The sequence below is a fragment of the Streptomyces sp. NPDC098101 genome (genome assembly GCF_044760185.1).
Lineage (GTDB): Bacteria > Actinomycetota > Actinomycetes > Streptomycetales > Streptomycetaceae > Streptomyces.
Window position 1 is genome coordinate 187,703 of the sequence record NZ_JBIWAS010000004.1, and the last position, 13,000, is coordinate 200,702.

General features: G+C 74.6%; 10 protein-coding genes and 1 pseudogene. 1 reads left to right on the forward strand and 10 read right to left on the reverse strand.

The genetic code is table 11. The features are described from left to right. Positions 1 to 138: 138 nt before the first annotated feature. Positions 139 to 1,560, reverse strand: a pseudogene (locus ACIQVI_RS19485) (arylsulfatase); the annotation flags it as partial. 149 nt (positions 1,561 to 1,709) lie between these two features. Here ACIQVI_RS19485 and ACIQVI_RS19490 point away from each other — a divergent pair. Then, complete coding sequence (locus ACIQVI_RS19490; RefSeq protein WP_351972409.1) at positions 1,710 to 2,075, forward strand: hypothetical protein; 366 nt, start codon at positions 1,710 to 1,712, stop codon at positions 2,073 to 2,075. Here the strand turns inward: ACIQVI_RS19490 and ACIQVI_RS19495 are convergent. The 9 genes from ACIQVI_RS19495 to ACIQVI_RS19535 all read right to left on the reverse strand — a co-directional run bounded on the left by ACIQVI_RS19495 (position 2,066) and on the right by ACIQVI_RS19535 (position 12,999). Beyond that, the gene (locus ACIQVI_RS19495) at positions 2,066 to 2,491 is read right to left on the reverse strand and encodes a DUF4440 domain-containing protein (protein WP_351972408.1); all 426 of its coding nucleotides are present in this window, start codon (positions 2,489 to 2,491) and stop codon (positions 2,066 to 2,068) included. The two genes, ACIQVI_RS19490 and ACIQVI_RS19495, sit on opposite strands and share 10 nt — an antisense overlap. Before the next feature lie 73 nt (positions 2,492 to 2,564). After that, complete coding sequence (locus tag ACIQVI_RS19500) at positions 2,565 to 4,907, reverse strand: arylsulfatase (RefSeq protein ID WP_403597285.1); 2,343 nt, start codon at positions 4,905 to 4,907, stop codon at positions 2,565 to 2,567. Beyond that, positions 4,904 to 5,794 carry a formylglycine-generating enzyme family protein gene (locus ACIQVI_RS19505; protein WP_403598691.1) on the reverse strand — a complete coding sequence of 297 codons (891 nt, stop codon included), beginning with the start codon at positions 5,792 to 5,794 and terminating at the stop codon, positions 4,904 to 4,906. The genes ACIQVI_RS19500 and ACIQVI_RS19505 overlap by 4 nt, the downstream gene beginning before the upstream one ends. A gap of 107 nt (positions 5,795 to 5,901) precedes the next feature. After that, positions 5,902 to 7,881 (reverse strand): dipeptide ABC transporter ATP-binding protein, encoded by a 1,980-nt coding sequence (locus ACIQVI_RS19510; protein WP_403597288.1) that lies wholly within the window; start codon positions 7,879 to 7,881, stop codon positions 5,902 to 5,904. After that, positions 7,878 to 8,735, reverse strand: coding sequence for an ABC transporter permease (locus ACIQVI_RS19515; protein WP_351971601.1), 858 nt, complete (start codon positions 8,733 to 8,735; stop codon positions 7,878 to 7,880). The genes ACIQVI_RS19510 and ACIQVI_RS19515 overlap by 4 nt, the downstream gene beginning before the upstream one ends. Positions 8,736 to 8,740: 5 nt before the next feature. After that, the gene (locus ACIQVI_RS19520) at positions 8,741 to 9,685 is read right to left on the reverse strand and encodes an ABC transporter permease (protein ID WP_351971600.1); all 945 of its coding nucleotides are present in this window, start codon (positions 9,683 to 9,685) and stop codon (positions 8,741 to 8,743) included. A 1-nt stretch (position 9,686) separates the two neighbouring features. Further along, positions 9,687 to 11,285: an ABC transporter substrate-binding protein gene (locus tag ACIQVI_RS19525; protein WP_403597293.1), complete on the reverse strand. Its 1,599-nt coding sequence runs from the start codon at positions 11,283 to 11,285 to the stop codon at positions 9,687 to 9,689. A 333-nt stretch (positions 11,286 to 11,618) separates the two neighbouring features. Further along, complete coding sequence (locus tag ACIQVI_RS19530; RefSeq protein ID WP_403597296.1) at positions 11,619 to 11,879, reverse strand: putative leader peptide; 261 nt, start codon at positions 11,877 to 11,879, stop codon at positions 11,619 to 11,621. Then, complete coding sequence (locus ACIQVI_RS19535) at positions 11,767 to 12,999, reverse strand: ROK family protein (RefSeq protein WP_403597299.1); 1,233 nt, start codon at positions 12,997 to 12,999, stop codon at positions 11,767 to 11,769. The genes ACIQVI_RS19530 and ACIQVI_RS19535 overlap by 113 nt, the downstream gene beginning before the upstream one ends. Position 13,000: the final 1 nt, after the last annotated feature.

A 13,000-nucleotide genomic window follows, 5' to 3' on the forward strand; every position in this document is an offset into this window, starting at 1 on the left:
CCCGAAGGGGGTGCGCGGGTACTGGTCGCGCCAGGAGGAACGCATCAGGGCGACCAGTTCCGTGACCCGGGCCGGGTGGCGGGCCGCGAGGTCGGAGGTCTCGCCGGGGTCGGTGGCCAGGTCGTACAGCTCGACCTGCCACTGGTCGTCGGGGAGCGCGCGGTCGCGGACGGGGGCGAAGCGGACCGCCTTCCAGCGGTCCTTGCGGAGCGCCTCGGCGAGCCAGCCGGCGCGCTGCCCGTCCTGGGCGTTGGCGCGGGAGGTGACGCCCCTCTCGTCGCGGTACCAGTAGAGGTGGTCGTGGCGGGCCGGGTCCGTGCCGCCGGTGAGGAGGGGCGCGGCGGACAGGCCGTCCACGTCGGTGGGGGCGGGGGCGCCGCCGAGTTCCGCGAGGGTGGGGAGGAGGTCGGTGAGCGGGGTCGGGCGGTCGCTGGTGCCGGGCCGGACCCGGCCGGGGCCCCAGGCGACGAGGGGGACCCGGATCCCGCCCTCGTACAGGTTGCGCTTGTAGCCGCGCAGCGGTCCGTTGGAGTCGAACAGGTCGGGGTTGACCCCGCCTTCCTCGTGGGGGCCGTTGTCGCTGGTGACGAGGAGAACGGTGTCGTCCTCCAGGCCGTGGGCGCGCAGCCGGTCGACGACGTCGCCGACGAGGGCGTCGAAGAGGCTCACCTGCGCGGCGTGCCCCTTGTTGGCCTCGCTCCAGTTCCGGGAGGCGTACGCGCCGGTGTCGGGGACGTCGCTGGGGGCGTGCGGCACGGTCGGGGTCAGGAAGAGGAGGAACGGTTCGGCCGCGTGCCGGTCGACGAAGTCGAGGGCCTTCCGGCGCAGCAGGTCCGGCGCGTAGGCGCCCTTGGCGCCGTTCGCGTTGGCGGGGATCGTCTCCTTGGCGCCGTTGTGCCAGAGGTACGCCGGGTAGTACTGGTGGGCGTGGCCGTGGTCGATGTAGCCGTAGAACTCCTCGAAGCCCCGGGCGTTGGGGTGGCTGTCCTGGCCCGCGCTCTCCGGTCCGAAGCCCCACTTGCCGATGAGGCCGGTGCGGTAGCCGCGCGCCCCGAGCACCTGGGCGAAGGTGGTGTCGGCGGCCGTGAGGGCGCCCTGGGCGCCGGACGGGTTGGCGCGTACCGTCGCGTGCCCGGTGTGCAGCCCGGTGAGGAGCGAGCAGCGGGAGGGGGCGCAGACGGCGGCCGTCGCGTAGGCGTCGGTGAAGCGCAGTCCGGCGGCGGCGAGCGCGTCGACGCGCGGGGTGGAGATGAGTTTCTGTCCGTACGCGCCGAGTTCGCCGTGTCCGAGGTCGTCGGCGAGGACGACGACCAGGTTCGGCGGCCGGGTGGCGGCCGCCGGGGTGTCGACGGCGGCCCCGGGCGCCGCCGGTGCCGTCCCGGCCGTCAGCGCCTCGGCGGTGCCGGTCGCCGGCAGGGCGCCGAGGCCGAGCGTGGCGGCGGACCCGGCGAGGAAACGGCGGCGGCTGGACATGGCGGGGCTCCTTGGGCGGAGGGGGAGGAAGGCGGGGCGGGGCACGGCCCGTCGCCGATCATGGACGTGCCCGCTCCGGCGGACCATGCACAGGACATGAAGAACGTGTGACACGGCGCCGGCCGCCGGGCCCGGACCCGGACGTCCCGGCCGGACGACCGCCCCCGCCCCGCCCGTGGGCCCTAAAATCGAGGGGCCCGCGCGGAGCGGCGGGGCCGTGCGGAAGGGGGCCGGTGGTGAGGTGGAGCGCCGATGCCCTGGTGGGGGTGCTCGTCGTCCTGACCGGTGTGGGGCTCATGACGGCCGGTGTGGTCTGGAAGGGGCGGGCCGTACGGCCGTTCGCCGCCTCGCGGGCGCGGTCCGTCGCCCGGCGGGAGTACGCCCGGGACCTCCAGCGGGCGGCCGACCTGGTGATCGCGGCGGCCCGCCGGGCCGCGGGCGAGGGCGAGCCGGCGATCGTCACCGTGCAGGCCGTGGTGCGGATGACCGAGGAGCGCTACGGCTACGACGGGGTGGAGCGGCGGCACGCGGCGGCGGCGCTGCGGCGCCGGTACGAGCACGGGCGGTGCGCCGCCGACTGCGTCACGGACGCCTACGGCTGAACGTCCTTGCCGGGCACGGGCGTTCCCTGGTGGTAGTACATGCGCAGGTGTCCGCCGTCCGCCTCGGGCGCGCGGCGCCAGAGCGAGCTGCGCCGGGCGTGGTGGCCGTCGCGGACCGTCTCGTAGGTGAGGTGGACGACGCCGGGCGCGAGCAGCGTCCCGGTGAAGGCGGCGGGCTCGTAGTGCGTCCCGGCCTCGGTGTCGCCGGCCATGCCGGGGAGGGCGTCGAGCATCTCCTCGTACGTCCAGCGGCGGCCCGAGGCGCCGACCTCGGTGAACTCGGGGTCGAGGAGTTCGACGGCGAGCGCGCGGGAGGCGCGCACGCCGGGGTCGAGGAGGCGCAGTTCGCCCTCGACGGCCTCGCGGACGTCGGAGTCGGCGTGCCGGGGGGCCCTGGTTCGCTCGTCTTCTTCCATACGGACATTGTGCCGCCCCGCCGTGCCGTCCGGCCCGGGGTCTCCCGGGCCGGACGGTACGCGGGCGGGCTCCTTACTCGAAGGCCGCGGCGGCCTCCTTCAGGGCGGCGGCGACGGCCTCGGGCGCGTCGGGGCCGGGGGCGCCGGGCCGGTAGGTGACGGAGCGGAGGCGGCCGGTGAAGCGGAAGGAGCGGTGGCGTTCGTAGAGCGGCCAGGAGACCGGGGACTTGCGGTCGACGCCGACGCTGATGCCCTGGAAGGGCGCCATGCCGATCAGCTGGTGGACGCTGTCGGGCGCGGCCCGGTGCTCGCCGTCGACGGTGACGGCGAACCGCCAGCGCAGGCCCTCCTCGGCGGTGGCGGTGAGGAGGACGTCGTGCGGGCCGGGGCCGAGGGGCCCGGCGTCGGTCTCGTGGAGGGTGCCGTACTCGTTGTACGCGAGGACCAGGCGCCCGTCCTCCACGTACAGGCTGTAGCCGCCGCCCTGGTCGCCGTGGGAGACGAGGACCCCGTCGCCGGTCTCCTCGACGGCGACGGCGATCTCGAAGGAGCGCAGGGAGACGAGCCGGGAGGAGCGGTAGCGCTCCAGTTCGGGGGTGCCGGGCAGCAGCGTGAGGGGGCGGGTCAGGCGCTGTTCGGCGGGGTTGCGGCGGGCGAGGGCGCCGCTGTGGTCGGGCAGCGGGAAGACGCCGTTGCGCCAGGCCGCGTCCTCCCAGGCGGCCGACAGCTCCTTGACGAGTTCGGGTTGTTCGGCGGCGAGGTCGTGGATCTCGGTGGGGTCGGTCCTGATGTCGTACAGGGCCCACTCGGAGTCGTCGTAGGGCGCGCCGGGGCGGTGCAGGGTGACGAGTTTGCGGCCGTCGCGGTAGTGGCTGCGGTTGCCGGTCATCTCGCAGTACTGCTCGGGGTGGGTGGAGTCGTGGGCGGGGTCGGCGAGGACGGGGGTGAAGCTGACGCCGTCCGGCTCCTGGAGGGGGACGCCCCGGCGGCTCTCCGGCCGGGCGAGACCGGCGAGTTCGAGGAGGGTGGGGGCGATGTCGGTGACGTACTGGTACTGGGGGCGGAGTCCGGCGGCGAGCCGGCCGTCGCGGACGCCGTCCGGCCAGGACAGCACGAAGGGGACGCGGACGCCGCCGGCGTAGGTGTGGCCCTTGTAGAGGCGGAAGGGGGTGTTGGAGGCCATGCCCCAGCCGCGCGGGTAGTGGACGAGGCTGCGGGGGCCGCCGATCAGCTCGGGGTCGCGGTCGACGTCGGGGTCCCAGTCGCCGGGGAGGCGGGGGTGGTGGACGAAGCGGCTGAAGTAGGAGCGGGTGCCCTCGGCGCCGCCCTCGCCGGTGCCGCCGTTGTCGGAGGTGAAGACGACGATGGTGTTGTCGAGTTCGCCGAGCGCGTCGAGGGTGGCGGTGAGCCGGCCGAGGTTCTGGTCGATGTTGTCGACGAGGGCCGCGTACACCTCCATGTAGCGGGCGTAGAGCTTCCGTTGCTCCTCGGTGAGGGAGTCCCAGGCGGGCACGTCGAGTCCGGCCTCGCTGTTGCGGGCGGGGAGTTCGGTGCCGGGCGGGAAGAGTCCGGCGGCGAGCTGGGCGGCGAAGCGGCGCTCGCGCAGGACGTCCCAGCCCTCGTCGTAGCGGCCCCGGTGGCGGGCGATGTCCTCGGCCCTGGCCTGGAGGGGGCCGTGGACGGCGTTGTGGGCGAGGTAGAGGAAGAAGGGCTTGTCGGGGTCGTGGGCGCGCAGCGACTTCACCATGGAGATCGCCTGGTCGGTGATGTCGTCGGTGTAGTAGTAGTCGTCGGGGAACTCGTCGATGTCGAGCGGGCTGTTGTCCCGGACGAGCTGGTGCGGGTGGAAGAGGCTGGTGAGGCCCTCCAGGACGCCGTAGTACTGGTCGAAGCCCTTCTGGAGCGGCCAGTTGCCCCGGTGGTCGGCGGCGTTGGAGGCGGAGTCGCGGACCAGGTGCCACTTGCCGACGGCGTAGGTGGCGTAGCCGGCGTCGTGGAGGAGTTCGGCGAGGGTGGGGATGTCGTCGGCGATCTCCATGCCGTAGCCGGGGAAGCCGGGGTCGGAGTTGGCGACCATGGCGTAGCCGACGCGGTGCGGGTTGAGGCCGGTGAGCAGGGCGGCGCGGGCCGGCGAGCAGAGCGGCATGGTGTGGTAGTTGGTGAGCCGCACGCCGTCGTCGGCGAGGGCGTCCAGGACCGGGGTGGGGATCTCGGAGCCGAAGGGGCCGATGTCGCTGAATCCCATGTCGTCGACGAGGACGACGACGATGTTCGGGGCCTTGGCGGGCGGGGCGGTACGGGCGGGCCAGGCGGGCTCGGACTCGGCGAAGGTGCGGCCGACGCGTCCGGCGAAGCCCTCGTAGGGGTCGCGGCGGGGAGGGGTCGGTGCGGCTTCGCCGGGGGTTCCGGTGGTCATGCGGGGGCGGGTCCTTCCGGGGTGAGCGAGCGGGCGACGCGGAAGCCGCCGTGGCCGGTCGAGGAGTCGGGCGTGTTGTGGGAGCGGGCGGCGACCCGGTAGCGGTTGCAGTAGGAGGCGTGGCAGAGGTACGAGCCGCCGCGGATGACGCGCTCGGCCGTCTCGGCGGGTGCGGTCGGGGCGAAGGCATCGGCGGGGGCGAAGGCGTCGGCGGGGTCGAAGGCATCGGCGGGGGCGAAGGCGTCGGCGCACCACTCCCAGACGTTGCCGGAGGTGTTGTACAGGCCGTGGCCGTTGGGCTCGTACGCGGTGACGGGGACGGTGCCGATCCGTCCGCCGGGGCGGTCGGAGCGGTGCGGGAAGTCCCCGAGCCAGGTGTTGCACCGCTCCCGGCCGTCCGGGGTGAGGTCGTCGCCCCACGGGTAGCGGGCGCCGTCGAGGCCGCCGCGCGCCGCGTACTCCCACTCGGCCTCGGTGGGCAGCCGGACGTCCGCCCAGGCGCAGTAGGCGAGGGCGTCGGCGTACGAGACGTGCGTGACCGGGTGGTCGGCGCGGCCTTCGAGGTCGGAGCCGGGTCCTTCCGGCGCTTGCCAGGAGGCTCCTTCGACACCGAGCCACCAGGGGGCCTGCGGGACCCGGCCGAGGACGTGGCGCCCGGCGGCGGGGTGGAGCAGCAGGTGGAAGACGAAGGAGGAGCCGAAGCGTTCGGCGTCGGTGCGGTGTCCGGTGGCCTCGACGAACCGCGCGTACCGCGCGTTGGTGACGGCGGTGGCGCCGATCGCGAAGGGCGCGACGGTCACCTCCCGCACGGGCCCCTCGTGGTCGGCGGGGTAACCCTCGCCGAAGGCGTCGCCCATGCGGAAGGTGCCGCCGGCCAGTTCGAGCAGGGCCTGGTCCGGCGGGGCGGTGCGTACGGTCGGCAGCGGGAGCAGCTCGACGGCGGCCGGGTGGCCGTCGCCGCCCGCGCAGGTGCGGCCGGGGGTGCAGCAGGCGCTCACGCGGACACCGCCTCCGCCGTGACGGGCAGGGGCACGGCCGTGACCGGTACGGGTTCGGGCGCTGCGGCGAGCAGCGCGCGGGTGTAGGGGTCGCGGGGCCGCTCGCACAGCTCGTCGGCGGCGCCGGTCTCCACGATCCTCCCCTCGTGCATCACGGCGATGCGGTGGCTGACCTGGCGGACCACGGCCAGGTCGTGGGCGATGAAGACGAGGGCGAGGCCCAGGTCGCGCTGGAGGTCGGTGAGGAGGCCGACGATCTGCGCCTGGACGGAGACGTCGAGCGCCGAGACGGGTTCGTCGCAGATGAGGACGGACGGCTCGGGGGCGAGCGCGCGGGCGATGCCGACGCGCTGGCGCTGGCCGCCGGAGAAGGACCGCGGGTGCCGGTCGGCGGCGGCCGGGTCCAGGCCGACGAGACGGAGGAGCTCCGCGACGCGGCCGGGCCGCTCGGCCGGGGTGCCGAGCCCGAAGGCCCGCAGCGGCTCGGCGACGATCTCCCCCACGGTCATGCGCGGGTTGAGGGAGGCGTACGGGTCCTGGAAGACCATCTGGACGCGGCGGCGCACGGCGTGCAGTTCGGCGCGGCCGGGGCGGGTGACGTCCCTTCCTCCGAGGAGGATCCGGCCGCCGTCGGAGGGGTGGGCGTGGGCGAGGACCCGGGCGAGGGTGGACTTGCCGGAGCCGGACTCGCCGACGATGCCGAGGGTCTCCCCCGCCGCGAGGGTGAGGGAGACGTCGTCGAGGGCGGTGAAGGTGCGGCGGCCCCGCCCCCGGTACGTCTTGCGGAGCCCTTCGGCGGCCAGGACGACGGCGCCGGGCGCGGGCCGTTCGATCCGGACGGGCGGCGGGGGCGGCGGCAGCGGCTCGGCCCGTTCGGCGGCGGGCAGGCAGGCCGCGCGGACGGTGTCGGTGAGGGCGACGAGCGGGGGCGCGGTCGTGCGGCAGTGGTCCTCGGCGAGGGCGCAGCGGGCGGCGAACGCGCAGCCGGCCAGGGGGAGGGAGAGGTCGGGCGGGGTGCCGGGGATACCGGTGAGGCGGGTGCCGGAGGGCGCGGAGAGCCGGGGCACGGCGGCGAGCAGGCCGGCGGTGTAGGGGTGCCGGGGCCGGGTGAGGACCTCGGCGGTGGGGCCGTCCTCGACGACGGTGCCGCCGTACATGACGAGCACCCGTTCGCAGGCGCGGGCGACCACGCCCATGTTGTGGGTGATGAGGACGAGGGCGGTGCCGGTGGTGCGGGTGAGCTCGCCGAGGAGGGTGAGGATCTGGTCCTGGACGGTGGCGTCGAGGGCGGTGGTGGGCTCGTCCGCGAGGAGGATGTCGGGTTCGCCGGCCAGGGCCATGGCGATGAGGATGCGCTGGCGCTGGCCGCCGGAGAACTGGTGCGGGTGGTCGTCGAGGCGGCGCTCGGGGTCGGGGATGCCGACGAGGCGCAGGAGTTCGACGGCGCGGGCGCGGCGGGCGGCCTTGTCGCGACGGGCGCCCTTGGGGCTGCGGGACGGCTTGCGGGGGCTGGTGGTGCTGGTGCTGGTCTCGGTCTCCGTACTGATTCCGGTGCTGGTACCGGTACCTGTGTCTGTGGCGGCCGTGGACCCGCGGGCCCGGTCGCCGTGCGCCCTGAGCACCTCGTCGAGGTGGCGGCCGATGCTGAGGACGGGGTTCAGGGCCGTCATCGGGTCCTGGAAGATCATGCCGATCCGCGCGCCGCGCACCTCCCGCAGCCGGTCCTCGGTGGCGGCGGCGAGGTCCTCCCCGTCGAGGAGGACGGAGCCGCCGGTGATCCGGCCGGTGCCGGGGAGCATCCGGAGCAGGGCCAGGGCGGTGGTGGACTTCCCCGAGCCGGACTCGCCGACGACGGCGAGGGTCTCGCCCCTGCGGAGCGTGAAGGAGACGTCCCGGACGGCGTGCAGGGGCCGGCCGTCGGGGGTGGTGAACCCCACGTCCAGGCCCCGGACGTCGAGGAGCGGAGGGGTGGTCATCGGCGTATCTCCCGGTTCAGTGCCTCGGCGACCAGGGAGAGGCCGAGGACGAGCGCGGTCACGGTCACGAGCGGTCCGGCGGCGAAGTGCGGGGCCTGGGCCAGATAGGGCATGGACTGGCTGAGGACGGCGCCGAGGGTGGGTTCGGGCGGCCGGACGCCGACGCCGAGGAAGCTCATGGCGCCTTCGATGAAGACGGCGACGGTGAGGGAGACGGCGATCTGGACGACGAGCGGGTCGGCGGCGTTGGGCAGGATGTGCCGGGTCAGGATCCGGCCGCCGGAGGTGCCGCCGACGCGGGCGGCCGTCACGTACTCCCGGCCGCGCTGGACGAGGATCCCCGTGCGCAGCAGCCGTCCGAAGACGGGGATCTCGGCCAGGGCGATCACCAGGATCACGGGCAGCCGGCCGGGGCCGAGGATCGCCGTGATGGCGAGCGCCAGGATCAGTCCGGGGAAGGCCAGGATCAGGTCGAAGGCGCGCTGGACGACGGTGTCGGCGACCGGGTGGGCGGCGGCGGCCAGGGCGAAGAGGCAGCCGAGGGCCGCGCCGAGCGGCACGGCGACCGCGATGATGCCGAGGTCCGCGCGGATGCCGTGGAGCAGCCGGGACAGCAGGTCGCGGCCGAGGTCGTCGGTGCCGAGCGGATGTCCGGGGGTGCCGGGTCCGGCGAGCGTCAGGGCGCTCTGGTCGGTGGGGGCGTGGCCGGAGAGCAGCGGGGCGAGGAGTCCGGCGAGGACGACCAGGCCGACGAGGGCGAGTCCGGTGCGGCCGCGGGCGGTGGCGAGGGCGGCCCGGTAGGGGTGGCGGGGCCGGCGCGCGAGGGGCGGTGCGGCCTTCGTGAGGGTGGTCATGGCGGTCACTCCCACCTGATCCGGGGGTCGAGCCAGGCGTGGACGAGGTCGGTGAGCAGTTGGACGAGGACGAAGACGGTGACGAGGAGGAGCAGCAGGTCCTGGACGACGGGGTAGTCCCGGCGGACCAGGGCCTGTTCGGCGAGCTGGCCGAGGCCGGGCCAGGCGAAGATCGCCTCGACCAGGACGGCGCCGCCGAGGAGGTTGCCGGTCTGCATCCCGAGGAGGGTGACGACGGGCGGGAGCGCGTTCGGCAGGGCGTGGCGCCAGAGCAGGCGGCGGGGGGCGACGCCGGCGGCGGTGGCGGTGCGGACGTAGTCCTCGTCGAGGGCGCGTTCGATGCCGTCCTTGAGGTAGCGGCCGAGGACGGCGGCGCTGGGCAGGGCGAGGCAGAGGGCGGGCAGCAGCAGGTACTGGACGCCCAGGTCGGGTGCGGTGAGGAGGGGGACGCGGCCGCCCGGGGGCAGCGCGCCGAGGAGGACGGAGAAGAGCAGGACGAGGAGGACGCCGGTGACGAAGGGCGGTACGGCGAGGGCTCCGGTGGTGACGACCCGTACGGCGGTGCGCACCCAGGGGCTGCGGGAGGTGGCGCCGAGGATGCCGAAGGCGGCGCCGAGGACGACGACGAACAGCAGGGCGCCGAGGGTGAGTTCGACGGTGGCGCCGAGTCCGTCGGCGATGAGGTCGGCGGTCTGTCCGCCGATCGCGTAGGACGGTCCGAGGTCGCCGGTGAAGAGGTCGCCGAGCCAGTGGAGGTACTGGGCGGGCAGGGGTTCGTCGAGGCCGAGGCGCGCCCGGATGGCGGCCTCGGTCTCGGCGCTCGCGTCGGGTCCGGCGAGGACGGCCGCCGGGTCTCCGGGGACGAGCCGGAGGACGGCGAAGACGACGAAGGAGGCGACGAGGAGGACGAGGAGCGCGGAGGGGAGCCTCCGCAGCAGATAGCCGCGCATCTCAGCCCGCCAGGTAGGCGTCGTCGAGGTTGAGGTAGGCGAACTTGTTGAGGGTGACGCCGTGCAGCTTCTTGGCGGCGACCTGGACGGAGCCCCGGATGACGAGGTCGATGATGAACGCCTCGTCGAGGAGGGTGTCGGTGATCTGCTGCCGCAGGGCGTTGGCGCGGGCGCCGGTTTCGGGGGTGGTCCAGGCCTCGCGGACGACCTTGGTGTAGTGGGCGGAGCGGAACTTGGAGGTGTTCTTGGCCTCGTTGAAGGGATAGGCGCTGACGGCGAGGGTGGACGGCTGGACCTGGGCGAAGCCGTGGCTCATGGTCCAGAGGCCCGGCATGGACTGGGAGATGAGGTTCTTCTGGGCGGTGGCCGGGTCGGTGGGTTCGAGGGTGACCCGCACGCCGATCTGCTTGAGGTCGTACTGGATGGCCTCGGCCACCGCGGTGTCGCCGGGCAGGTTGATGTGGAGGAGCGGCAGGTCGAGCGTGGTGTGGCCGGCGGACTTGAGGAGTTCGCGGGCCTTGCCCGGGTCGTAGGTGTAGTGGGTGCGGCCGGCCTCGCTGAAGGCGGGCGAGGACTTGGGCCAGGGGGTGGCGGAGGCGAGTCCGTAGCCGCCGAGGACCTGCTTGAGGATCCGCTCGCGGTCGATGCCCCAGGCGAGGGCCTGCCGGACGGTCTTGTCGTTCAGCGGGGCGACGGTGGTGTTGACGCCGAGGTAGTGGGCGCCGCCGCCGGTGGCGTACTCGCTGATGACGAGTTCGGGGTTGGCGGCGAGGACGGCGAGGTTCCGGCCGGGGACGCCGTAGGAGAGCTGGGTCTGGCCGGTGCGCAGGGAGGAGAGGAGGGCGTCGGCCTGGGCGACGACGCGGAACTCGACGGCGTCCAGGTAGGGGCGGTCGGGCTGCCAGTACTTCTCGTTGCGGGTGAAGCTCAGGCCGGTGCCGGGGCTCCACTTGGTGAGCTTGAAGGGGCCGGTGCCGTTGAGCTTCTTGCCGGCGACGGCGTCCTCGACGCTGTTCCGGTCGGTGATGATCATGAACTCGAAGAGGTCGAACAGGTTGTTGACCGGGTGGGCGAGCTTGAGGACGAGTTCGTGGTCGCCGCGCTTCTCGAAACCGGTGATCGCGGCGGCGGTGGCCCTCAGCTGGGCGGCGCGCAGCGGGTTCTGGAGGTTCTTCACGGCGAAGATCACGTCGTCGGCGGTGAAGGGCCGGCCGTCGTGGTAGGTGACGCCGGTGCGCAGCTTGAGGGTGATGGAGCGGCCGTCCTCGGCGTACGCCCAGGAGGTGGCGAGCTCCGGCTGCGGCTTCAGCCGGTCGTCGTAGCGGACGAGGGTGTTGTAGATCAGCCGCTGCTGGAGCGACTGGCCGCTCTGGGCGAAGAGCAGGCTGGGCGTGAAGTCCGAGTTGATGGCGACGGTGAGGGTGCCGCCGCGCCGGGGCTCCGTGGACGCCTTGGCGCCGGGCGCCGGGGACTCGCCCTCGGCGACCGCCGAGCGGCAGCCCGCCAGGCCGAGTCCGAGCAGCAGGGTGCCGCCGCCCGCGGCGCGCAGGGTGGTGCGCCGGGAGAGGGCGGTGGGCGTGGTGGAGAACAGCTCGGTCATCGATGCCTGCCTGTGAAAGGGGTGGAGGTCCGCAGGGCGCGCGGAATTCTTTCCGCTGCGGAAGGAAGGAGCCACGAGAAGGGGTGGGGAGGGCGCCCGGGGCCGGGTACGGAGGTACGCGGAACCGGTCGGGGGATTCGGGGGATCGCGGAGAGGTGCGGCGGGGAGCCCGGGAGCCGCGGACCCGCCGGGAGCGTCGGGTCCTTCGCGTCACGGCGCGGCCGGAACGCCGGGGCGCTCGCCGGCCGTCGGTGACGGGGGTGCGGCGGGCGGACCGGGTCCTACGGGGCCGGTACGGGAGCGGCACGGCCGGTGCGACGACCGGCGCCGGGATCAGGCGCGGACGGCACAGACCGCGCTGGCCTGTCGACAGAGGTCGACGTGCCTGCGGGAGATGAGGCGCATGTCCGGATTCACGGGAGCAATATGACAGCGGCTTCGCGGAGCGGTCAACCGGCGTTGACCGCATTCTGAGACGACCTCACCCTTTCCCCTCTGCGGGCAGGAACTCTTCGAGGGTCTCAAGAGGCCTTCTGAACAGGGGATTGAGGAGAACCGTGCCCGCCGCGACGGGCAGCGTGGCCGGTCCGGCATGTGGACTGACGATGCGTTCGGGGTCGCCACAGACGTGCGAGAGGTCGATCGCGGCGCCCCGGATCTCCTCCAGGTAGTCCGGTTCGATGACGCTGGCCTGCTCGGTCACGACGACCAGGTCGGGGTTGAGGACGTCGAGCAGGAGCGCCACCGCGCGGCCGACCGCGCGGGCCCGTTCGCGCAGCAGCCGGTCGGCGCGCCGGTCCCCGGCCGCCGCCGCGTCCACCACGAGGGAGGTGTCGGGCTCGGGCACGATGCCGCGGCGCACGGCGGTGCGCCCGAGGGCGGTGTTGGACGCGGTCGCCTCCAGGCAGCCCGAACGCCCGCACGGGCAGGGGGCCGTGGAGTCGGGGACGGGCAGGTGCGCCACGTCGCCGGCCGCCGCCCCGGGCCCCTGGTGCACGACCCCGGCGAGTCCGACGGCCGCGTCGACGACGTTGCCGACGAAGAGGTGCACGAGGCTGCGGCGGGCGGCGGGCCGGCCGAAGAGGATCTCCGACTGGGCGATGGAGCGGGCGTGGTTGTCCAGGCGCACGGTGCGTCCGCCGAGGCCCCGGGCGAGTTCGGCGGCGAGCGGCCGGCGGCGCCAGCCGAGGGCGTCGTGACGGACCACCACCCCTTCGGCGGGGTCCACCCAGCCGCCGATCGCGGCGCCGACCCCGAGGAGGGGGCGGCCCCGGGTGTGCGCGTCGAGGAAGCCGCGCAGCTCGCGGGCGAGCTCCCCGGGCAGGGTGTCCGGCGCGATGCCCTCGTGCGCGTGGGTGTGCCGGGCCAGGACCCGGCCCCGCAGGTCGACCAGGGCGAAGGTCGAGCCGGGGACGCCGAGGTGGACGCCGCCGACGACGGGCCCTCCGGTGGCGCCGATGTGCAGGTCGACGGGGATCTGGGGCCGTCCCACTCCCCCGCCCCCGGCGAGTTCGGGCAGTTCGCGCAGGAGGCCGAGCCGGGTGAGGTCGGTGGCCTGGCGCGAGACGGCGGCGGGGCTGAGGCCGGAGAGCCGGGCGACGGCGCCGCGGGCGACGGGTCCGTGGTCGAGGACGGTCCGCAGGACGGTGGCGGCGTTCGCCTCGCGCCTGCCGTCGCCCGCCATCCGGGGGCCGTGCGGGGTGATCGTGGTCATT

Coding starts and splice junctions, on each gene's coding strand:
- ACIQVI_RS19520 (WP_351971600.1), bottom strand. CDS start 9,685: ATGCGCGGCTATCTGCTGCGGAGGCTCCCCTCCGCGCTCCTCGTCCTC.
- ACIQVI_RS19500 (WP_403597285.1), bottom strand. CDS start 4,907: ATGACCACCGGAACCCCCGGCGAAGCCGCACCGACCCCTCCCCGCCGC.
- ACIQVI_RS19515 (WP_351971601.1), bottom strand. CDS start 8,735: ATGACCACCCTCACGAAGGCCGCACCGCCCCTCGCGCGCCGGCCCCGC.
- ACIQVI_RS19495 (WP_351972408.1), bottom strand. CDS start 2,491: ATGGAAGAAGACGAGCGAACCAGGGCCCCCCGGCACGCCGACTCCGAC.
- ACIQVI_RS19525 (WP_403597293.1), bottom strand. CDS start 11,285: ATGACCGAGCTGTTCTCCACCACGCCCACCGCCCTCTCCCGGCGCACC.
- ACIQVI_RS19535 (WP_403597299.1), bottom strand. CDS start 12,999: ATGACCACGATCACCCCGCACGGCCCCCGGATGGCGGGCGACGGCAGG.
- ACIQVI_RS19530 (WP_403597296.1), bottom strand. CDS start 11,879: ATGCCGGACCGGCCACGCTGCCCGTCGCGGCGGGCACGGTTCTCCTCA.
- ACIQVI_RS19510 (WP_403597288.1), bottom strand. CDS start 7,881: ATGACCACCCCTCCGCTCCTCGACGTCCGGGGCCTGGACGTGGGGTTC.